Here is a 20,962-nt window from a genome sequence, read left to right as displayed (position 1 = left end):
GTGAACTAGTCGGAGGTGACACAGAAATTGTTGCCTTCGGGATCGTTCAGCACGGTGTAATCGGCCGTTTCGCGCACGAAAGTCGCGCCCAGGGATAACAGGCGCGCGACTTCCTTTTTCCGGTCGTCGACAGCTAAATCGAGATGAACGCGGTTGCGAGCCGGACGCTCTCCCTTGCGAAGATGGAAGCAAAGGCGCGTGCCAGGCCCTTCGACTATCACCACCGGGTCGGTCTCGGGTGTCAGGCCGAGCGCTGCCAGACGCGCGATTTCATCGTCGTCGTAAGGCAGCACCGCGTAACCATCGAGCGCTTCGGCCCAGAAACGGGCGACGCGGGAGGGCACATCGCAATCGATGACGATTTCCTTCAGCCGTCCCATGGGTCTCTCAGGAATTGCCGGAGCGGCGACGGACCGCACGCTCGGCGACCGCACCGCCCGCGACGGGCAGAAGTGCGAAAAGAACCAGTTGTGGCGTTCCTGTCAGCGTCAAAAGACTGGACAGGAAAATCGCGATGAGCATTCCGGCCAGTGCGCCCAGCAGATAGGGAAGGTAACCCTTCAAGAGAGCCTCCGTCTTATCGGGTTTTAATCGAAATCAGCGCGCAAGGTTCCACATAGCCCACTCCGCGGTGTCGGCAATGTCCAGTCGGGCCGGACCGCCTTTCGCCTGCAAAACTAGGCGCCTGCTTTCTTCGCCGCCGGTTTGCGCGCGGTGTTCAGCGCCACCGCGGCCTGCACCAGCGCTGTCAGGGCTGCCTCGTCGATTTTCTCGCCTTCGTGAATATCGATCGCGCGGCGCGTATTGCCTTCAAGGCTGGAATTAAAGAGCTTGGACGGATCCTCCACCGAAGCGCCCTTGGCAAAGGTCAGCTTGACGACGGTCTTGTAGGTTTCGCCGGTGCAGATGATGCCGGCATGTTCCCAGACCGGAACGCCGCGCCATTTCCAGGTCTCCTCGACCTCGGGATCGGACGCGCGGATGATCGCCCGGACGCGAGCGAGCGTTTCGCCCCGCCAGTCGCTCAACTCCTCGATCTTGGCATCGATGCGTTCGGAGGGAGACACTTCCTTCAGGTCCGTTTCCTTTTTTGTGGTCGCCGCTTTCTTCATGGTCTCTCTCCTTACATTTTCTCGCCGGGCAGCAGGCTTGCCTGTCTCACCCAATCGGCAATCTGTGCCTCATCGATCACGTCGTTCTCATGGATGTGGAAGTAGCGCGTTTCCGCAGTCCTGGATTCCTCGGGCGGCATGGGCTGCAGGGCGGCGCCGCGGAAGAAGGCCAGCTTGATGTATCTGTTGAAACAGTGAACGCCGAGGAACCAGCCGTCACCCTTCATGCCGTAGAGCGGCGAGTTCCATTTGACGGCCTTGTGGGCATCGGGAACGGTTTGCATGATCAGTGCGTCGAGGCGACGGCCGACATCGCTTTTCCAGCCGGGCATGGCAGCGATATAGGCTTGCACCGGGCCATCGCCCTCGCCTTTGGCGATCTGCGGATTGCCGCCGGACAGCAGCTTCGGTTCCGCTGGTTTTGCCGGCTTGGCGGATATCTTGTCGGTCATGGGCTCCTCCCCGTGGGGATAATAAGGAAGGATGTCTCGATTTCCAGTCGTGCGGAATGGACACAGGCTGCAAAGATCACAGCTTCATGACGCGGAAAACCTGCGACACGGCGGCAAACCCGTGGCATAAGGGCGCCAAAATTCTCCCAAGCTCCCGCGTAAGACATGATCCGTATAGAAAATATCAGCAAGCAAAACAGCCACCGCATCCTCTTCATCGAAGCTACCGCAGCCCTCAACAAGGGCGAGAAGATCGGTCTCGTCGGCCCGAACGGCGCCGGCAAGACCACGCTTTTCCGCATGATCAACGGCGAAGAGCTGCCGGATGAAGGTCAGGTCTCGGTCGAGAAACACGTCTCGATCGGCTATTTCAACCAGGATGTCGGCGAAATGGCTGGCCGCAGCGCGGTTGCCGAAGTCATGGAGGGCGCCGGCCCCGTCAGCATCGTTGCCGCCGAGTTGCGCGAGCTGGAAGCGGCCATGTCCGATCCTGATCGCATGGACGAGATGGAAGAGATCATCGAGCGCTATGGCGAAGTGCAGGCACGCTACGAGGAACTGGATGGCTATGCGCTGGAAGGCCGCGCCCGCGAAGTTCTGGACGGCCTGAGCTTCAGCCAGGAGATGATGGACGGCGATGTTGGCGCGCTCTCGGGCGGCTGGAAGATGCGCGTGGCGCTCGGCCGCATCCTGCTGATGCGTCCCGACGTGATGCTGCTCGACGAACCGAGCAACCATCTGGATCTCGAAAGCCTGATCTGGCTGGAAGAGTTCCTGAAGACCTATGAGGGCGCGCTCTTGATGACCTCGCACGACCGCGAGTTCATGAACCGCATCGTCACCAAGATCATCGAGATCGATGCCGGCTCGCTCAACAGCTATTCCGGCGACTACGGCTTCTACGAGCAGCAGCGGGCACAGAACGAAAAGCAGCAGCAGGCGCAATTCGAGCGCCAGCAGGCGATGCTTGCCAAGGAAATCAAGTTCATCGAGCGCTTCAAGGCACGCGCCAGCCACGCTTCGCAGGTGCAGAGCCGCGTCAAGAAGCTGGAAAAGATCGAGCGCGTCGAGCCGCCGAAGCGCCGCCAGACGGTGGCCTTTGAATTCCAGCCGGCGCCGCGCTCGGGCGAAGACGTCGTCAACCTCAAGAACGTGCACAAGAAATACGGCAGCCGCACCATCTATGAAGGGCTGGACTTCATGGTCCGCCGCAAGGAGCGCTGGTGCATCATGGGCGTCAATGGCGCCGGCAAATCGACGCTTCTGAAGCTGGTGACGGGTACGGCCGAACCGGATACCGGCAGCGTGGCGCTGGGTGCCAGTGTCAAGCTCGGCTATTTCGCGCAGCACGCCATGGACCTGCTGGACGGCGAACGCACCGTGCTGGAATGGCTTGAAGATTCCTTCCCGCTTGCCGGCCAGGCGCCGCTGCGCGCGCTTGCCGGCTGCTTCGGCTTTTCGGGTGATGACGTCGACAAGCGCTGCCGCGTGCTGTCCGGCGGCGAGAAAGCCCGCCTCGTCATGGCCCATATGCTGTTCGACCCGCCGAACTTCCTCGTGCTCGACGAGCCGACCAACCACCTCGACCTCGATACCAAGGAAATGCTGATCAAGGCGCTCGCCGATTTCGAGGGCACGATGCTCTTCGTTTCGCACGATCGCCACTTCCTGGCAGCCCTTTCCAACCGCGTGCTGGAGCTGACGCCTGATGGCATCCACCAGTATGGCGGTGGCTATACCGAGTATGTCGAGCGCACCGGTTACGAAGCGCCCGGCATCCACGCTTAACGGCTGAACGCGTTTACACCGGTCAATTCCGCCGAGAGCGCCCAGAGACGGGCAGCCTCGTCGGGATCGACGGCGTAGGCGCGCACACTGGTCTCCGCCCCGTCGTCGGAGATGGATGCGATATCGCAGTTGGCGCAGTAGAGGCCGCCGAGGCCTGCAAGCTTTGGCGAGGTCGCGGCCCAGACCTGTGTTGCGGCACCCTGCTCGGGTGTCTTGAAGGTCGGGTCGATGGCATTGCCGTCAGCGTCGATCCAGCCGGCGGCGACCATATCCTCTTTCTCCAGATGCCGCTGCAGCGGCGTCAGGATCTTGCCGGGATGCAGCGAGAATCCACGCACGCCGGAATCCTTGCCCAGACTGTCCAGATGTACGGCGAAGAGCGCATTTGCGGTCTTCGCCTGCCCGTAGGCCTGCCACCTGTCATAGCCACTACTGAACTGAATATCGTCCCAGCGGATCGGCGTGATGCCGTGAGCGGCTGAGGAGACGGAGACGACACGGCCTCCTTTTGATATTGCCGGCCAGAGGCGATTGACGAGCGCGAAATGGCCGAGATGGTTGGTGGCGAACTGCGCCTCCCAGCCCGGCCCTACCCGCGTTTCCGGGCAGGCCATGATGCCGGCGCTGTTGATGACGATATCGGCCTTGCGGCCGGAGGCCACGAAGCGCTCGGCAAACTGCCGCACGCTTTCGAGATCGGAAAGATCGAGCCTGTCGACCTCGATATTGGTGGTGCCCGAGAGCGCCTTGGCCGCCACTTCCGGCTGACGTGCGCCGACAAGCACATGTGCGCCGGCCCGCGACAGCGCCTTCGTCGTCTCCAATCCGAGGCCGGAATGTCCGCCGGTGACGATTGCCAGTTTGCCTGTGAGATCGATGCCGGCGAGCACGTCTTCGGCCGTCGAGCGAGCGCCAAAACCGGAACCGATGGGGTGTTGTGCGTTTTCCATGGATGTCTCCTTCTCTATTTTCGCCCGGAGACTAGTGCGGTGGCGCCCATACGATCTATGCGTTAAAGTCCGTGATATGTTTGCGATCGTCCGGATTTCCGCATGAGTTCCGTATCCATGGATCCACTTTCCGATGTGCTGGCGCTCTTGAAGCCGAAAAGCTACGTCTCGCTCGGTCTCGATGCCGGCCGCGACTGGGCGATCGATTTTCCGCCACCGCAGGGTATCAAGTTCAACGCAGTCCTCTCAGGCGGCTGCTGGCTGGAGGTGGATGGTGTCGCCGAGCCTGTCCGACTGGAAGAAGGCGATTGTTTTCTGCTGACGCAGAGCCGGTCCTTCCGGATGACAAGCGATCGCAGCCTTGAGCCGATCCCGGCCGACGACATCTACGCGCATGCGAAGGATGGTGTCGCGGTCTGCAATGGCGGCGGCGCCTTCTTCCTCGTCGGCAGCCGTTTCGGCTTTTCCGGCGCCGGCGCCGACCTGCTCGTCGGCATATTGCCGCCGGTCGTGCATATCCGCGAGCATTCGGACCAGGCATCGGTCTTGCGCTTTGCGATCGACCAGATGGCGCGGGAATTGCGCGGGCGGCACCCTGGCGGCTTCCTGATGACCGAGCATCTGGCACATATCATGCTGATGCAGATCCTGCGGCTCTATCTCGCGGCACCCGATACGGAGGGCACGGGCTGGCTCTTTGCGCTCGCCGACCGGCAGATCGGCGCGGCGATCGGCGCCATGCATGCCGAGCCGGCGCGGCGCTGGACGCTACAGCAGCTTGCAGCCATGGCCGGCATGTCGCGTTCCTCCTTTGCGGAGCGTTTCAAGCAGAAAGTCGGTGCTGCTCCGATGGATTACCTGACGCGCTGGCGCATGATGCTGGCGGGCGAGCGGCTGGCAAACAGCCGCGAACCGATCGGTACGATTGCACTTTCCCTCGGCTACGAGTCCGAAAGCGCATTCAGCACCGCCTTCAAGCGGGTGATGGCGCGCTCGCCACGGCAATACGGCCGGGACGCGGCGGAGTAAAAGACCGCAGGCCGCGGGTCTTGCAGAAACGGCTGTCGTTTCATACCTATACAGAGAATGGTATGCGTCCGGCCCTTGCCGGCCCTCGCTGCATTCTGGGCCTTTGTGCCGCGCCTTACGAGGATGAAACCATGAATATCGACAGGATCCTGCGGTCAGTTGTGGCCGTTCGCGCCTCCATCCCCGAAGATGCCTTCACCGCGAATACGCTGGGCACCCGCCGGGAAGGTAGCGGCGTCGTCATCAGGGAAAACGGGCTGGTGCTCACCATCGGCTACCTGATCACCGAAGCAGACGAAATCTGGCTGACCCGCCATGACGGCAAGGTGGTTCCGGGTCATGCGCTCGCCTACGACCAGGAAACCGGCTTCGGCCTCATCCAGTCGCTTGCGCCTCTCGACCTGCCGGCCATCGACATCGGCGACAAGGTCAAGACGACGGTCGGCGACGCCGTGATCTTTGCCGACGGCCTTGGTGAATTCGTGCAGGCCAATATCGTCGCCAAACAGGAATTTGCGGGCTATTGGGAATATCTGCTCGACGAGGCGATCTTCATCGCACCCGCCCACCCCTCCTGGGGCGGTGCAGCACTCGTCAGCGACGACGGCAAGCTGCTCGGCATCGGCTCGCTGCGTCTGCAGATGGTACAGGGCGACGAGGTGGCCGACATCAACATGGTCGTACCGATCAACCTTCTGCCGCCGATCCTCGACGACCTGCTCAATCGCGGCCAGATCGACCGCCCGCCGCGCCCCTGGCTCGGCGCCTTTTCGGCCGAAAGCAATGGCGAAGTGGTTGTCATGAGCGTTGCCAAGGGTAGTCCTGCGGCACAGGCGGGTCTGCAGCAGGGCGACGTCATCTCGGAAATCCGCGACGGAGAAGTGGACGGGCTTGCCGATTTCTACCGCAAGGTCTGGGGCAGCGGCCCGGCAGGGGCGGAAATTCCCATGCGCGTGCTGCGGAACGGCCGCGAGGCCTGGCTGCGCATCAAATCCGCTGACCGCAACAGCTTCCTCAAGAAGCCGCTGATGCAATAGTCAGAGTTAGAGTGGCGCCATCCGGCAGCGTTTAGATGTAGAGTGGCGCCATCCGGCAGCGTTTAAATATAGAGTGGCGCCATCCGGCGCCAGGCTCCTGCGCGATGCGCCCTGCCATCCCAGAAATGCAGCTGATGGCCGACGGCCTTTTCGGCGAGCAGGCGGCTGAGATAGCGGTTGTTGTCGAGGAAGGGATCCTCGTTGCCGATCGTCAGGACGATTTCGACCTGCCGCAGTTTTTCCAACCGCCAGTCGGACGTGAGACCCGGCAGGAAATGCGTCGGCGTGTGGAAATAGACCGTCTCGTCGTAATAGCCGTCGAAAAGATCGCCAAAGGACTCGACCTTCATCGTCAGGTCGTAGCGGCCGGAAAAGGCCACCAGCTTGCGAAAGAGATGCGGGTGGCGGAAGACGAGACTGGCGGCCTGGAAGGCGCCGAGGCTGCAGCCGTGCACGATGGTGCATTCGTGGCCGTTGCGGCTCTCCATCAACGGCAGGACCTCGTTCAGTACATATTCCTCGAACGCGATATGGCGACGGATACGATCGGCCGGGTGACGGCCAAAATCGTAAAAGGTCTCGCCCGCCAGGCCTTCGATGCAGAACAGTTGCAAATGGCCGGCCTCGAGCTTTTCAGCGAGGCTGGCGACGATACCGAGATGTTCATATTCCCAAAAGCGCCCTTCCCGCGTTGGGAACATCAAAACTTTGGCGCCGGCATGCCCGAACACCAGAAGCTCCATGTCACGATGGAGCCGATCGCTGTACCAGCGCAGATATTCTCGGTTCATAGACCCCTGAAAAACCGCCCGACTCGCTCGCGCAGCGCAGTTTGCTGCACTGCACTATCAGCATAGTCGAAATGCCCGGCATCCAGGATGAAGATTTCGTTAAATTTTGATCTCGGCAGAGCGTTCGCGACCGCGAACTGACATGGCGGCGCGACGGCTGGATCGAAGAGGGCCACGGCGGCCAGCATTGGTATTCTGATGCGGGTCGCAGCCGTTGCGGCGTCGAAAAGGCGCAGCTTTTCCAAAACACCCGAGTGGGTCTTTGCGTATTCCTGCACCGAGTGGGCGCTGCCGACCGTTGGCAATGTCAGCCAGAGCTTGCGGTTTCCGAAGGTCGGCACCGTCAGATGGCCGCGCTCGATCCTGCTGTCGAAGGGAATGGCGAGCGCGCCGATACCGCCGCCGAAGCTGATCCCGCTATAGCCGATGTGACCGTCGAGTGAAGGATAGAGGGAGAGCAGCGCCGACACCGCTACCCACAGATCCTCGACGCAGCCGCCGATCACGTAATGGTCGGGATCATCGATATCATGCAGCACATGCCCGGTGGCGTCGGGCGAAATCGGCGGATGGGCGCTGCGCGACATGCCGCGAAAACAGGGAAAGAGGATTGCGGTTTCCTCGACCGGAATATCGAATTCCGGCTGGTCGCGCCCGCCATAGCCGTGACCGACGACGAGGCCGCGCCTGACTTCGCCCTTGCGGGGCGTGAGCAGCCAGCCGCCGATGCTGATATCATCAGTGGAGGTGTAGACGACATCGCGCACCTGCCAATCCGGATGGGTATCCTTGCTCGGGCTCAGGCGTGGCCCGGGCTTGACCGCCAGCGCCTTCGCATAACGCTTCTGCCAGAAAGCATCGAATCCCTCAGGCGCCTCAGGCGGGCGGATGGCCTGCAGATCGGCAAGCGTCATCCCGTAGGTGGGATCGAAGTCGAACGGATAGTCTGTCGGAATGCTCATGCCCTGCTTGTTGCCGCGAAACCGCTCTCGAAGCAAGGTACGCCCTCTGCCCGAAATTGCGTGACAGCCGTGCCCGGCTGGTCTTAACTGGAAACGCACTATGTCTGCCGACTCAGGCGACAACGCGTTCTGGTTTGCGTTCACTTCATCGGTCGGAGGACCGTTTCAGATGAAAATCCTTGTGATCGGCGCAGAGTTTCGATGCCAGCCGCACTCTTTCGCCCGGTTTCACAGCCGGGACATCCCTTGATGACACCATCCGCGTCCATATCGAGGACCAATTGAACAATAGTCTACCGGAGCGCACCTGACATGCTGCTTGGAGCCATTGCCGACGATTTTACCGGCGCCAGCGATCTAGCCAACACCCTTGCCCGCGGCGGCATGTCGACGATGCAGTTCGTCGGCCCCGGCCGCGGCAAGGTCAATTGCGAAGCAGGTGTGGTGGCGCTGAAGACGCGCTCGATACCGGCCGAGGAAGCGGTGTGGCAATCGATGGATGCGGCACGTTGGCTGCTCGATCAGGGCTGTGAGCAGATTTTCTTCAAATATTGCTCGACCTTCGATTCCACGCCTGAAGGCAATATCGGCCCGGTGGCCGAAGCGTTGCAGCGACTGACCGGCGCCAATGTCACCGTCGTCTGCCCAGCCTTTCCGGCAACCGGCCGACGGGTCTTCATGGGCCACCTCTTCGTCAAGGACAAGCTGCTCAGCGAATCCGGCATGGAGAACCATCCGCTGACGCCGATGACCGATCCGGATATTCGCCGCTGGCTGCGGCTGCAGACGCGCGGCGGTGTCGGCGGCATCACGCTCGATACGGTGCGCCAGGGTTCGGAAGCCATCCGCCGCCGGCTGCGCGATGAGCTGACCGATGGCAATCGTCTCGTCGTCGTCGATGCGATCGAGGATGCCGATCTGCTGACAATCGGCGAAGCCGTCGCCGATCATGAACTCGTAACCGGCGGGTCGGCACTGGCCCAGGGGCTGGCGCGCAATTTCGCCAGGCGCGGCAAGCTCTCTGGCGCCCCGGCCGAAGTGCCTGTCGTCAGCGGGCCTGGTGTCATCCTCTGCGGCTCCTGTTCGCTCGCCTCTCAGAACCAGGTCGCCTGCCATCTCCAGAATCATCCAGGCCTTTCTATCGACCCGGCGGCGATCATGCGCGGCACCATGTCGGTGGAGCATGCCGCCCACTGGGTTGCTTCCAATGCGGCCGACAATCCGATCGTTTATTCCACCTCCTCGCCTGAAGTCGTCAGCTTCGTGCAGCAGCGCTTCGGCCGCGAGGAATCGGCGAAGATTCTTGAGGATTTCTTCGGCGGCCTTGCCAAACGGCTTGCCGATTCCGGCACGCAGCTGATCGTCGTCGGCGGCGGCGAAACCTCAGGCGCGGTGGTCGAGGCGCTCGGCCTCAGGCATATGATCATCGGCGCCGAGATCGATCCCGGCGTGCCGGTGCTGGTATCGGAACGCGGCAACCCGATGCAGCCGATCGGACTCGCGCTGAAGAGCGGCAATTTCGGCTCGCCCGACTTTTTCGCCAAGGCATTGGACAGGATTGCAGGCCATGAGTGAGACCCTACTGCGTGAAGCCATCGTCCGCTGGGGAAAATCGCTTTTCGACCGGGGGCTTACGGCCGGCTCTTCCGGCAATATTTCCGTGCGCACCGCAGAAGGCTATCTCGCGACCCCGACCAATTCCTGCCTCGGCTTCCTCGACCCCGAGCGGCTATCGAAGCTTGATAGCGACGGCAGGCATCTGTCGGGCGATGCGCCGACCAAGGAACTGCCGCTGCATTTCTCCTTCTATGAAAAGCGGCCGCAAACAGGCGCCGTGGTGCACCTGCACTCCACCTATGCGACTGCCCTTTCCTGCCTTGCGGATACCGATCCAAAAGACGCCATCCCGCCGCTGACGCCCTATGTGGTCATGCGCGTCGGCAAAGTGCCGGTCGTGCCCTATACGCGGCCGGGCTCAACCGACGTGAAGCCGCTGATTGCCGAGATTGCGGGCGAACACAGCGCCGTGCTCCTGGAAAATCACGGGCCCATCGTTTCGGCCGCGACGCTCGACTCTGCCGTCTTCGCGATCGAAGAGCTGGAAGAGGCGGCGAAGCTTTCGATCATTACGCGCGGCATGAAGGTGCGGCAGCTGAACGAGGAGCAGATCGCCGACCTCAACCGGCATTTCAAGCTGCGCTAATTCCTGCGCCATTCCGGACGCAAAACCGCTTCTCGCCTTCGGAATTGCTTAGGCAAGCTCAATCAGGAGCGCCCGGTGATCGGAAACTTCGGGCTGTTCGATGACCTCGAAGCGCTCCACCACGACCTCTGGCGTCACCAGCATATAATCGGCAAAGCGCCCTTCCTTCGGATAGAGCGAGGTGCGGGTATCGGTAAAACCCCTGCTGGTGACGAGATCGTTGAGGCCTAGGCGGCCAAGCTTTTCGAAACTTATGCTGTCAGGCAGCACATTGAAATCGCCGCAAACGACGAGGCGTTCATCACCCGGCCAGACGCGTTCGATCAGCTCGACGAGTGCATCCGCCTGGGCATGACGTGCCGGGATGTCGCCCTTGCCGGCGGGATCGCGCAGGCCGTGAAGCTGGGCGATGGTGACGGAAAAGCCGCCGGCATGATCGAACAGGCGGATGCAATGGGCATTGCGCGAGCGCGGATGCTCGCCCCAGCCATCTGGCGAGAAACGGCCATGGATGAAATCCGCCGCCTGCCCGATGACAGGATATGATCTGCGGACGAAGGTGGCGATCCCGAATTCGGACGGGAAAAGGATCTCGCCGTGAAAGAGGTCGCCGCGCGCAAACGGGCTGAAATAACCGTCGTGATCGGGAAGAACGGCAGCGATTTCGTCGTAGAGACGGGCGCGCTGGGCCAACCGAGTGCCGCCGTCGCGATATTCCAGCCATTCCGGCGTATCGGGCGCTGACCGGATCACCTCTTGCAGGCAAAAGACGTCGGCCTCCGCGTGCGCGAGATAGTCGATCAGCGGCGCGTGGATGCTGCCGCCCCAGGCATTCAGTGAAATGATACGCAAAGTCGTGCGAGCTCCCTTTCCGGGAGGAGACTAGCAGATTCGCCGGCCGATCAATGCCCAGGGCTGCAGTCCATCGGATCAGCGATAGCCAGCGTCATCTGCCGGCTTGCCGGGCTCCTGCACTTCGGCGAGATACCGCCAGCAATCCGGCCGGGTGCCATCGAGATCGGTGAAACCATAGGCATCGGCCAGCTGGAAGCTCGAGAGCGACTGGCCGTTCCATCTGTTGCGATCGGGATCGGCAGCGAGTGCGGCGACGGCTCGGCCGGTGAACCGCGGCGTTTCCGATATGACGAAATGCGGCTGGACTTTCGTACCGTCACGCCAATTTTCTTCCTTAACCCCATAAATTTCCAGCATCATTTCCGAACGCATCCAACCGGGCGAAAGCGAGACGGCAGTGGCGCCATGGGCTGCCAGATCCTTGGCATGCGCCCAGGCCATGCGGTTCGTGCCTGTTTTCACCAGGTCGTAATAGGGGCAGAGGCGATAATGGGTGGCGTTGTAATCCGCCGTGCCATCTGTGACCTCTACCAGCAGGCCGCCCGGCTGCTCGATCATCAGCGCCAGCGCATAGTGGGCGGTGATGAAATGGGTGTCGATTGCAAGCCGCAGCATGCGCAGGCCCTTGTCGAGAGAATGTTCCCAGACCGGTTTGTTCCATTCCGTCAGATGTTCGCCACCCCAGATATCGTTGACGAGAATATCGAGCCTGCCCTGCTCCGCTCGGATGCGGGCAACCAGCGCTTCGACCTGCTCGGGCACCAGATGGTCCACCTGCACCGGGATGCCGTGCCCACCCTCCGCACTCACCAATTCGGCTGTTTCCTCGATGGTCTCGGGCCGGCCATATTCGGATTGCTGCGCGCGGGTCGTGCGGCCGGTCACATAGACGGTCGCGCCTGCCGCGCCCAGTTCCACCGCAATGCCGCGGCCGGCACCACGCGTTCCGCCGGCAACGAGTGCTACCTTTCCATTCAAGTTCACTGTCACTTCGCTGTCCTCCCCGCTAGAAAGAATTGGCCATATCGATCGGCTCGCTTGTATATAAACGAATGTTCGTTCATAAATAAGGCGAACGCAAGAGGGAATTTCATGCCGCGTCCGCGCACGCTTTCCGATGAACAGCTGCTGTCGATCGTTCTCGATGTGATCCAGTCGGAGGGACCGGATGCGGTGACCTTTGCGGCGGTCTCGAAGGCGAGCGGCCTTTCCGGTTCGACGCTGGTGCAGCGCTTCGCCACCAAGGCCGGCATGTTGCGCGCCGCCCTGCTCCACGCCTGGGACCGGCTGGATGCTGAAACCGCCCGACTTGCCGATACATTGCCGAAGACCTCGGACGGAGCGATCGCGCTTCTGGCCGCCCTTTCCCAGGACTATGGAGATAATCCCGCCTCCTATGCGGAAGGCCTGCTTCTGCTGCGCGAAGACTTCCGCGACCCGGTGTTGCGCGCCCGCGGCGGGGCGTGGGGGACCGCACTGATCTCGGCACTTGCCGAGCGTTTCGAGGGGCACAGTCAAGCACAGACCATTGCCAGGCTGATGCTCTCGCAATGGCAGGGATCGCTGCTCTGGTGGGGCTTCTCGTCCGATGGCGCGGTTGCCGATTACGTGGAGCGGGAACTGCGGCTCTTTCTTGCCGCTCTCAAGCCCCAATTTAACTAGGGCCTCCTGCGAGTTCTTATCGTTTGTGGAGGGGCAAAAGGCCACGCTATCGACCGTGTGTCGGCCATGTCGCCGGCTGCGCAAAGAGGAACCGCCCGATGAACACAAGACATTGCCTTATCGCCCTCGCCTTGTCGGCGAGCCCGCTTCACGCGGCAGACATGACGGACAAGGCATTCCAGGAGATAGCAGATCGCGTTTTTCAGCCGGTGATCAGGGAATACGACATTCCGGGACTGGCCGTCGGCGTGACGATCAATGGCTCGGAATTCTATTATACCCGCGGGGAAGCCGCGCGCGAGACGAAAGCGCCGGTCACCAGCGACGCGATCTTCGAACTCGGCTCCGTCAGCAAGATTTTTAATGTCACGCTTGCCGCCGTCGCCGAACAGCGCGGCCTGCTGTCGCTGGATCAGCCGGTTTCGACCTACCTGCCGGAGCTCAAGGGCAGCGCTTTCGACAAGATCACCCTCGTCAATCTCGCCACCCATACATCAGGTGGCCTGCCGCTGCAGGTTCCCGACAGCGTGACGGATGATAGCGAGCTGATGAGGTACCTGAAGAGCTGGAAGCCAGCCTATAAGGCCGGCACCATGCGCTCCTATTCCAACGTCAGCATCGGCCTGCTCGGGCGCATTGCCGGAGAGCGTCTCGGCGGCACCTACCGGCAAGCCGCCGAAGGGCAGCTGTTTCCCGCCCTCGGTCTGAAAAGCACCTTCATCGCGGTTCCGCCTGATGCCATGGATCGCTACGCCTTCGGTTATGGCAAGGCCAACAAGCCGATCCGCGTCGGACCTGGCGTCCTCGACGACGAGGCCTACGGCATCAAGACCACGGCCCGCGACATGGTGCATCTGCTGGACGCCAATTTGAAGCCGGACGCTCTTGCACCTGAATTCAGGGCTGCGATCGAGAAAACGCATACGGGATATTTCGATACGGCCTATTACACGCAGGACATGGTCTGGGAGCAATATGCCTGGCCCGTCGCGCTAAAGCAGCTTCTCGACGGCAATTCCGCAAAGATGAGCCTGGAAAGCCAGCCCGTGAAAAAACGGACAAAGCCGCTTGCGCCGCAGACGGCAGTGCTGATGAACAAGACCGGATCGACGAACGGTTTCGGCGCCTATGTCGTGCTGGTGCCGAAGTTGCATATCGGCCTGACGGTGCTGGCGAACCGGAACTATCCGAACACGGTCCGCGCCGAAGCGGGGCTGAAGCTAGTCCAGGCGCTGGAAGCCTTCGCGGCGCAATAGCTGTCAAATGCCCGGCCGGGCAAGAATCCCGGCCGGCGTTGTCAGCGGTCACGACACCCTATCCATTCGTGTCAGAGGACAGGACTTCTTCTTCCGTGATATAGGGTCCAACCCCCAATCAGGATGTCCTGCATGTCATGGCAGACGCTCGAAGATCCGCTGTACCAGTTTATTGTTCTCGTTCTGGYCAGTGGCGCGGCGCGGTTCATTTTCGGACGGGAACCCGCCTTCCGCCTGATCGCCAACTTCATCTTCTTCGCGCTGCTGACCGTGCTGCTCGTGAAACACGAGATTGCCCCCTATACGTCCGACATGGGCAAGGCCGAAGATCTTTTCCGGCGCATTTTCGTCGGGGTCGCCAAGGCCGTCTGGTGGATCGGTGGCGCAATGGTACTGGCGAGTTCGGTGCGGCTCTTCCTGATCTTCGAGCGCAAGCCGCGCGAGGCACGGCTGCTGCAGGATCTCGTCGTCGGCATCATCTATCTCGGCGCCGGGCTGTCGGTCGTGGCTTACGTCTTCGGCGCGCCAATCGGCACACTGATTGCGACATCGGGTGTCTTCGCCATCGTGCTCGGCCTTGCGCTTCAGAGTACGCTGAATGACGTATTTTCGGGTGTCGCGCTCAATCTCGGCAGGCACTACAGCGTCGGCGACTGGATCGTTCTCGAAGACGGCGTGCAGGGCCGCGTGGTGGAGACGAACTGGCGCTCCACCCATCTCCTGAACGGCACAAACGACCTTGTCATCGTACCCAACAGCGCACTCGCCAAGGCGCGGCTGACGAACCTGACCAGCCCTGAAGAAGCCCATGGCGTCTCGCTGAAAATCCGGGTCGTGCCTTCAAGCCCGCCGGCGACCATCGAGGAGACGATGCGCACGGTACTCTTGAGCAGCAACGCCATCCTGAAGTCCCCCGTCCCGACTGTCAGCGTCACCGGGCTTGACAGCAGTGCCATCGAATTCGAGCTCTCCTTCCGTGTCTCCGGACTGGGCGAGGCGACCGCTGCCCGGAACGAAGTCTACGATCTCGTCTATCGTCACATCAAGGCGTCAGGCCTGCAGCTTGCGTCACCTGCAGGGTCGTCGCTTCCCCCGGCTGCGGATCCGCCGGAGGACGCCGGGAAACATCCGAACTCGGCCTGGCGCCTGCTCAACGCCATTCCGCTCTTCTCGACGCTGACGGAAGACGAAAAGGAATCGCTTGCGGCCGACATGAAGCGGCTGACCTTCCGGAAGGATGCGTTGATCGCCACGCAGGATACGTCGCTGACATCATTGATGGTCGTGCGGCGCGGCGTTGCCGTCGTCGAGCGGAAGGAAGGCAACGAGACGATCGAACTCGCCAGAATCGCGCCCGGTGATCTCTTCGGCGAACGCGGCGTGCTGATGGGTGCGCTTGAGCCGGCCAATATCCGTGCGCTGACATCCGTCGTGGTCTACGAAATCGCCAAGGATCACCTCGCGGCGATCATGCAGGAGCGGCCGGCACTTGCCGAAGAGCTTGGTCTGCTGCTGTCTCGCCGGATCGAGTCCGAGAAGCATCATTTCAGTGCAGGCGTGTCGGCCGAAGCCAGCCATCCAACGACGCTGACGACGCGCATAAGGCATCTGTTCCAGATCCCTCACAGCACCTGGTCATGACGGTCAGCCGGCCTTTTCCTCGGGCTCCTTGGCATCATCTCCGACCGTCAGCGGCCAGTCGACGACGTAATCCTCGAAATCGTCGACAGCGACCTCGTTTTCGCTGATGGTGCGGCCGCGGGCGGAAATGCCGGCGGCATGGACAGTCTCGGGATCGCCTGAGACCAGCGGATGCCACCAATAGAGATCACGGCCCTCATTGACGAGGCGATAGCCGCAGGTCGGCGGCAGCCATGCGATTTCGGGAACGTTTTCCCTGGTCAGCTGAACGCAATCGGGCACGAAATCCCAGCGGTTCGGGTAGCTGGAACAGCGACAGCTTTCGCTGTCGAGCAGCTTGCAGCGGATCGAGGTGAAATAGACATCGCCGCTATCCCATTCCTCGATCTTGTTCAGACAACAGAGGCCGCAGCCGTCGCAGAGGCTTTCCCATTCCTCGGCATTCATTTCGGCAAGTGTCTTACGCTTCCAGAAGGGCAGATCGTTCATCGTTCGTTTCTTGCAACAGCCGCCCGCAAATTCGCGTGACGACCGTTCAACTCTCTTGTTCTTGTGCGCAAAATCAACCAATTATTCAACTTGCTCCGGCTATCCGGAGAGTTGCGGCCCCTTTCAGGCCCCGCTCCGGCGTCCGGATTCTACGGTCGCCGAGCGTGCTCAGGCGGGAATATAGGACGTGCAGGATCCGGACAACCCAAATAATGGGTCAGATGTTGGTTCAGAAGGCCCCGAAAACGGGCAAGGCAAGCAGCAGTCGAAAAACCGTCACCTGCTGCTGCGCATCGATTCGTGGATCGACTCGACCGTCTGGAATGCCGGTTTTCGCGCCGCAGAGATCTGGGAAGACACAACTATCTTCTTCCGCCGCTTCCGCGTTCGCGGCTGGAAACGTGCGGTGTTCGAACTCGCCGGCGAAGGGCTGACGCTCGGCGCCGTCGGCATGGTGCTGATGCTGGCGCTCGCCCAGCCGGCTTTCGAGGCCACCAAGGAAGACTGGCGCAACCGCGGCGATTTTGCCGTCACCTTCCTCGACCGCTACGGCAATGTGATCGGCCATCGCGGCGTCATCCACCAGAATTCCGTGCCGATCGACGAGTTGCCGGATTCCCTGATCAAGTCCGTGATCGCCACAGAAGACCGGCGCTTCTTCGACCATTTCGGCATCGACGTGATCGGCCTCTTCCGCGCCATGGTGACCAACGCTCAGGCCGGCGAAGTCGTGCAGGGCGGCTCGACGCTGACGCAACAGCTCGCCAAGAACCTGTTCCTTTCCAACGAGCGCTCGATCGACCGCAAGATCACCGAAGCCTTCCTGGCGTTCTGGCTGGAAGCCAATCTCTCCAAGAAAGAGATCCTCGCGACCTATCTCGACCGGGCCTATATGGGCGGCGGCACATTCGGTGCGGCGGCCGCGGCGCAATTCTATTTCGGCAAGAGCATCACCGATGTGAATCTGGCCGAATCCGCCATGCTCGCCGGCCTGTTCAAGGCGCCTGCCAAATATGCGCCGCATGTGAACCTGCCGGCCGCCCGCGGCCGCGCCAACGAGGTGCTGACCAATCTCGTGCAGAGCGGGCTGATGACCGAGGGTCAGGTGATCGCGGCACGGCGCAATCCGGCCAATGTCGTCGACCGCAACGAGGTGGAATCGCCCGACTTCTTCCTCGACTGGGCCTTCGATGAGGTACAGCGCCTGTCGCCGCGCTTCCACCAGCGCTCGCTGATCGTGCGCACCACGATCGACATGGGCATCCAGCAGGCGGCCGACGATTCCATCGAGACGTCGCTGCGCGAATATGGCGAGGCCTATCACGCCAAGCAGGGCGCGATGGTGATGATCGAAAACGGCGGGGCCGTGCGCGCCATGGTCGGCGGACGCGACTATGGCGAGAGCCAGTTCAACCGCGCCACCAAGGCGCTGCGCCAGCCGGGCTCCTCCTTCAAGGTCTATACCTATTCGGTGGCCATGGAGAGCGGGATGACGCCGAAAACGACGATCATCGACGCGCCGATCTCCTGGGGCAACTGGAGCCCGCACAATTACGAAAACCGTTATGCCGGCCGCATCACGCTGGAGACTGCGATCGCCCAGTCGATTAACACCATCCCGGTGCGCCTTGCCAAGGAGAAGCTCGGCATCCAGCCGATCCGCGCCATGGCCAAGGCCATGGGCGTCGAAACGCCGATCCGCGACGACGTGACGATCCCGATCGGCACGTCCGAGGTGACGGTGCTGGACCAGGCGACCGCCTATGCCGTATTCCCGACCGGCGGCTATCAGTCCCGCCGCCATGGCATTACGCAGGTTCTCGATTATGACGGCGACGTTCTCTACGACTTCGATCGTGACGAGCCGCCAGCCCGGCGGGTGCTGTCCGAACAGGCCGACAGCTACATGAACCAGATGCTGTCGCGGGTGCCCTATGTGGGCACGGCGCGCAAGGCGGCCCTCGACAACGGCGTCGTCACCGCCGGCAAGACGGGCACGACGCAGGCCTATCGCGATGCCTGGTTCGTGGGTTTCACCGGCAACTATACCTGCGCCGTCTGGTTCGGGAACGATGACTACACGTCGACCAACAACATGACCGGCGGCTCGCTGCCGGCCATGACCTTCAAGCGCGCCATGGATTATGCCCATCAGGGCGTCACGCTGCGCGCCATCCCCGGCATCGAAAACCCGCTGCCATCCGAAAAGGATGTCGCCAAGGCACAGGCCAACAAGCCGAAGGACGGCGTGCCAACGCTTGTCCGCCCGCGCATGCTGTCGGTGCAATCGACAAACATTCTCAAGGGTATCGGCGAGAAGCTGAAGGATGCTGCGCCGCTCGAGGTGCAGAAGGTGGCGAGCGCGGAATGATGCTTCGGCTGTTTTGGTCGGACCGCCCTTCGACTTGCCAAGAGTTGGGGGACACATCGCCCCATGGCATTCCACCCTGCCAGAATCAGTGGTAACCCTTTCAACTGATTTGATCTTCAAGTTTGATCTTCAAGGGCGCAAGGTGTTTCGGTTTCCCCTTTTCATCCTGATCACGCTGATCGTCGCCTTCGGCGGCGGCATCATGATTTCGCTTTACGCGCTGGATGCGACGCAGGGATTCGGAGCGATCAAGCTCGGCGCCTGGGAGGCCTTTCCGGAACTCCAGACCGTCGACGCCGACCCCTATGCGAAGTCGCATCGCGCGCGCGCCGGCAAGCTGCTCTATGGCAGCGCCGAAGGCCTGACCTTTACAGCAAGCGTGGACGACAGCGGCGAGCGGCTGAACGCTGCCTGCCATTACCGCATCAGCGGCCAGACGCCGCCGGCACGGCTGTGGACGCTGTTTACCGCAGACAATGCCGGCAATCCCGCCTCCCTGCAGCAGGCCCTGCCGGCGGCGCTGAATTCATGGACGGTCCTTCGCCAGCCGGACAGCAGCTTCACCATCGACATTGCGACGCGGGCCGAGCCCGGCAACTGGCTGGCACTGCCGCAAGCCGGTACGTTCCGGCTGGTGCTGACGCTGTTCGACACGCCAACGGCCGGCAGCTCCGGCGTCATCGACCTGTCAATGCCGAAACTGACCAAGATCGGATGCGGCAATGCTTAGGGTGTTCTTTGCCCTTCTCGCCGGGCTTTTCGGCGCAGCGCTTCTGCATCTGGTGATCATTCTGGCGCTGCCGCACTTCACCGGCCGCGATGCCGCGACGCGCGTGGAGGCGGAGGGCGATCCGAACAATTTCTATCTGCTGACCGGCCGATATGATGAAGCAGGGCTCGCCAATGGCGATCCCTTCGTGCGCACGGCCGTCTGCTCCTTCGATGTGGGCGAGGATCCGGTGCACTTCACCGCCAAGGGAAATGTGCCCTTCTGGTCGATCGCGATCTATGACAGCGCTTCGAACGAGGTCTTCAGCATGAACGACCGCACCTCTGTCGGCGGCGCTCTCGATGTTCTCGCAGCAGGCCCGATCCAGTTGACGGACCTTCGAAAGAACCTCCCGCAAGAGCTGGAGCAGACGATCATGGTCGAGATGGCGCATCCCGAGGGCTATGCGGTGCTGCGCACGCTGGCGCCGCAGGCAAGCTTCGACGAGGCTGCGCGCGCCTTCCTGACGGAAGCGGGCTGCGAGGAACTCGACGCCCGCTAGGGTTGTTTTCGTGAATTACTTATTCTTGACGCGCGGCGCAGAATGCGCCGGATTTTTCTTCGGGGTTTCGACGATCCGTTCGTAACGGACGCCGGTGAACCAGAGTATTTTTGCTTCACCGGGCTCCTTGCCCGAGCGACGCGGCGCCTGCGGCAGCCGGTCCGCCAATGCGACTACAATTGCCATTCTCGTCTCCATGCACTGCCCGAGACGGATGAACTTGCGTTGGATTTCACCCTGCCCGCCTTGCTGCGGGCCAGCGCGTCCTCAAGCGCCGGATGAACCGGACCGAGGGCATTCGCGCCTTTCTCACGGCACCTACCGAAATACCGTGATGTTGCGGAGCTTCCACGATCCATATTCCCAAATCGCGTCGTTCCTGTCCGAATTGAGACACACGACCGTTAACAGATTACTAATATTCAGCCGCTGCTTTGGGCAGCCTGCTCGGCACTCAGATAACGCGCAGAACGGTTGTTTGGTTTCAGCCGCGGAAAAGAAAAGACAGGCTGAAAGCCGTCCGATAAAATTAGAGATAATTCATATAGTTAACGGCTCCCCGCCATTGAAACGGCGCCCAAGCCCCCACTGTTGCAAATATGCATCATTAAAATATGAATTGCGGCCAGGATGGATGGGTGTATCGTAACTCTATCGGCCCAAAGCTTTTAAGGCGATGGCCGCTTGGAAGTCATACGTGCTCTTGCTGTCATCGGAGAGCAGCCCATGCCCTTTCTATATGGTTGCGCATTCACGTCAGAGGATTTGGACGTGTTAAGTGGCGTGCTAAATGCGTGGTGCGCTGAAAGACATATCGACATCAGAAGTGTCGAGGCGCAGTTCGCTGCTTCGACCGCACTCGACCTCTACCAGTCGGGCCACCACGAACACGACAAGCTTCYGTCGGCACTCAACGGCCGCACCGGCCTATAGATTATTTGCCGGCTATTTATCCGCATGTCTGGAAACTGCGAATCCCCGTGTTCCGGGGGCACGTGATTTTATTTTGCCGGCTTATTATTCTGCGACACGCGAAACGTGTATATTTCTGTTGCATTTTAATAGAATCTTCAGCATGCATTAACCGTGCCGG

At 61.4% G+C, this 20,962-nt stretch carries 23 protein-coding genes; 12 read left to right on the top strand and 11 right to left on the bottom strand.

Annotated elements, in window-relative coordinates:
- Positions 1-5: 5 nt before the first annotated feature.
- From AC1DF8_RS31240 to AC1DF8_RS31225, 4 genes are all read right to left on the bottom strand, one after another.
- Positions 6-380, bottom strand: coding sequence for a VOC family protein (locus AC1DF8_RS31240; protein ID WP_478156475.1), 375 nt, complete (start codon positions 378-380; stop codon positions 6-8).
- 7 nt (positions 381-387) lie between these two features.
- Complete coding sequence (locus tag AC1DF8_RS31235) at positions 388-564, bottom strand: hypothetical protein (protein WP_183881040.1); 177 nt, start codon at positions 562-564, stop codon at positions 388-390.
- Positions 565-677: 113 nt separating this feature from the next.
- Entirely contained in the window at positions 678-1,112 is a 435-nt protein-coding gene (locus tag AC1DF8_RS31230; RefSeq protein ID WP_183881038.1) for a DUF1801 domain-containing protein, read from the bottom strand.
- An 11-nt stretch (positions 1,113-1,123) separates the two neighbouring features.
- Positions 1,124-1,564, bottom strand: a complete 441-nt coding sequence (locus AC1DF8_RS31225; protein WP_113017129.1) for a DUF1801 domain-containing protein — start codon at positions 1,562-1,564, stop codon at positions 1,124-1,126.
- Positions 1,565-1,729: 165 nt separating this feature from the next.
- On the opposite strand from AC1DF8_RS31225, the gene AC1DF8_RS31220 reads away from it, so the two are divergent.
- Positions 1,730-3,352 (top strand): ABC-F family ATP-binding cassette domain-containing protein, encoded by a 1,623-nt coding sequence (locus AC1DF8_RS31220; RefSeq protein ID WP_183881034.1) that lies wholly within the window; start codon positions 1,730-1,732, stop codon positions 3,350-3,352.
- On the opposite strand, the gene AC1DF8_RS31215 is transcribed toward AC1DF8_RS31220, so the two are convergent.
- Complete coding sequence (locus AC1DF8_RS31215; protein WP_478156472.1) at positions 3,349-4,302, bottom strand: SDR family NAD(P)-dependent oxidoreductase; 954 nt, start codon at positions 4,300-4,302, stop codon at positions 3,349-3,351. The genes AC1DF8_RS31220 and AC1DF8_RS31215 overlap by 4 nt on opposite strands.
- 117 nt (positions 4,303-4,419) lie before the next feature.
- On the opposite strand from AC1DF8_RS31215, the gene AC1DF8_RS31210 reads away from it, so the two are divergent.
- Positions 4,420-5,331 carry an AraC family transcriptional regulator gene (locus AC1DF8_RS31210; protein ID WP_478156510.1) on the top strand — a complete coding sequence of 304 codons (912 nt, stop codon included), beginning with the start codon at positions 4,420-4,422 and terminating at the stop codon, positions 5,329-5,331.
- A gap of 131 nt (positions 5,332-5,462) precedes the next feature.
- Positions 5,463-6,368, top strand: a complete 906-nt coding sequence (locus AC1DF8_RS31205) for a S1C family serine protease (protein WP_112547460.1) — start codon at positions 5,463-5,465, stop codon at positions 6,366-6,368.
- A gap of 62 nt (positions 6,369-6,430) precedes the next feature.
- Here the strand turns inward: AC1DF8_RS31205 and AC1DF8_RS31200 are convergent, their stop codons facing one another.
- Entirely contained in the window at positions 6,431-7,159 is a 729-nt protein-coding gene (locus AC1DF8_RS31200) for an esterase family protein (RefSeq protein ID WP_112547443.1), read from the bottom strand.
- Complete coding sequence (locus AC1DF8_RS31195) at positions 7,156-8,121, bottom strand: acetylxylan esterase (RefSeq protein WP_478156469.1); 966 nt, start codon at positions 8,119-8,121, stop codon at positions 7,156-7,158. The genes AC1DF8_RS31200 and AC1DF8_RS31195 overlap by 4 nt, the downstream gene beginning before the upstream one ends.
- 312 nt (positions 8,122-8,433) lie before the next feature.
- Between AC1DF8_RS31195 and otnK the strand changes: the two genes are divergently transcribed.
- Both otnK and otnC read left to right on the top strand, forming a co-directional pair.
- Positions 8,434-9,696 carry a 3-oxo-tetronate kinase gene (gene otnK, locus AC1DF8_RS31190; protein ID WP_112970605.1) on the top strand — a complete coding sequence of 421 codons (1,263 nt, stop codon included), beginning with the start codon at positions 8,434-8,436 and terminating at the stop codon, positions 9,694-9,696.
- Positions 9,689-10,324, top strand: coding sequence for a 3-oxo-tetronate 4-phosphate decarboxylase (gene otnC, locus AC1DF8_RS31185; RefSeq protein WP_113117939.1), 636 nt, complete (start codon positions 9,689-9,691; stop codon positions 10,322-10,324). The genes otnK and otnC overlap by 8 nt, the downstream gene beginning before the upstream one ends.
- Positions 10,325-10,372: 48 nt before the next feature.
- On the opposite strand, the gene AC1DF8_RS31180 is transcribed toward otnC, so the two are convergent.
- Complete coding sequence (locus AC1DF8_RS31180) at positions 10,373-11,176, bottom strand: endonuclease/exonuclease/phosphatase family protein (RefSeq protein WP_478156466.1); 804 nt, start codon at positions 11,174-11,176, stop codon at positions 10,373-10,375.
- A gap of 78 nt (positions 11,177-11,254) precedes the next feature.
- A complete protein-coding gene (locus tag AC1DF8_RS31175; protein WP_478156464.1) occupies positions 11,255-12,169 on the bottom strand; it encodes an SDR family oxidoreductase in 915 nt (304 codons plus the stop codon).
- A 102-nt stretch (positions 12,170-12,271) separates the two neighbouring features.
- Here AC1DF8_RS31175 and AC1DF8_RS31170 point away from each other — a divergent pair, with 102 nt between their 5' ends.
- From AC1DF8_RS31170 to AC1DF8_RS31160, 3 genes are all read left to right on the top strand, one after another.
- Positions 12,272-12,841 (top strand): TetR/AcrR family transcriptional regulator, encoded by a 570-nt coding sequence (locus AC1DF8_RS31170; protein WP_478156462.1) that lies wholly within the window; start codon positions 12,272-12,274, stop codon positions 12,839-12,841.
- Between the two features lie 98 nt (positions 12,842-12,939).
- The gene (gene ampC / locus AC1DF8_RS31165) at positions 12,940-14,097 is read left to right on the top strand and encodes a class C beta-lactamase (protein WP_478156460.1); all 1,158 of its coding nucleotides are present in this window, start codon (positions 12,940-12,942) and stop codon (positions 14,095-14,097) included.
- Between the two features lie 132 nt (positions 14,098-14,229).
- Positions 14,230-15,738 carry a mechanosensitive ion channel family protein gene (locus AC1DF8_RS31160; RefSeq protein ID WP_478156458.1) on the top strand — a complete coding sequence of 503 codons (1,509 nt, stop codon included), beginning with the start codon at positions 14,230-14,232 and terminating at the stop codon, positions 15,736-15,738.
- A gap of 3 nt (positions 15,739-15,741) precedes the next feature.
- On the opposite strand, the gene AC1DF8_RS31155 is transcribed toward AC1DF8_RS31160, so the two are convergent.
- Complete coding sequence (locus AC1DF8_RS31155) at positions 15,742-16,227, bottom strand: YcgN family cysteine cluster protein (protein WP_112547434.1); 486 nt, start codon at positions 16,225-16,227, stop codon at positions 15,742-15,744.
- A gap of 187 nt (positions 16,228-16,414) precedes the next feature.
- On the opposite strand from AC1DF8_RS31155, the gene AC1DF8_RS31150 reads away from it, so the two are divergent.
- From AC1DF8_RS31150 to AC1DF8_RS31140, 3 genes are all read left to right on the top strand, one after another.
- The gene (locus AC1DF8_RS31150) at positions 16,415-18,598 is read left to right on the top strand and encodes a transglycosylase domain-containing protein (protein WP_478156456.1); all 2,184 of its coding nucleotides are present in this window, start codon (positions 16,415-16,417) and stop codon (positions 18,596-18,598) included.
- Positions 18,599-18,740: 142 nt separating this feature from the next.
- Complete coding sequence (locus tag AC1DF8_RS31145) at positions 18,741-19,328, top strand: DUF1214 domain-containing protein (RefSeq protein WP_112547459.1); 588 nt, start codon at positions 18,741-18,743, stop codon at positions 19,326-19,328.
- Entirely contained in the window at positions 19,321-19,869 is a 549-nt protein-coding gene (locus AC1DF8_RS31140; RefSeq protein WP_112547432.1) for a DUF1254 domain-containing protein, read from the top strand. The genes AC1DF8_RS31145 and AC1DF8_RS31140 overlap by 8 nt, the downstream gene beginning before the upstream one ends.
- A 15-nt stretch (positions 19,870-19,884) precedes the next feature.
- On the opposite strand, the gene AC1DF8_RS31135 is transcribed toward AC1DF8_RS31140, so the two are convergent.
- Positions 19,885-20,055: a hypothetical protein gene (locus AC1DF8_RS31135; RefSeq protein ID WP_183848328.1), complete on the bottom strand. Its 171-nt coding sequence runs from the start codon at positions 20,053-20,055 to the stop codon at positions 19,885-19,887.
- A gap of 540 nt (positions 20,056-20,595) precedes the next feature.
- Here AC1DF8_RS31135 and AC1DF8_RS31130 point away from each other — a divergent pair.
- Positions 20,596-20,802 carry a hypothetical protein gene (locus AC1DF8_RS31130; protein ID WP_478156453.1) on the top strand — a complete coding sequence of 69 codons (207 nt, stop codon included), beginning with the start codon at positions 20,596-20,598 and terminating at the stop codon, positions 20,800-20,802.
- Positions 20,803-20,962 lie beyond the last annotated feature (160 nt).

Source organism: Rhizobium sp. 05N49 (assembly GCF_056396805.1).
The sequence above is the reverse complement of the archived record's forward strand: the minus strand, read 5'-3'. Positions and strand labels throughout refer to the sequence as shown.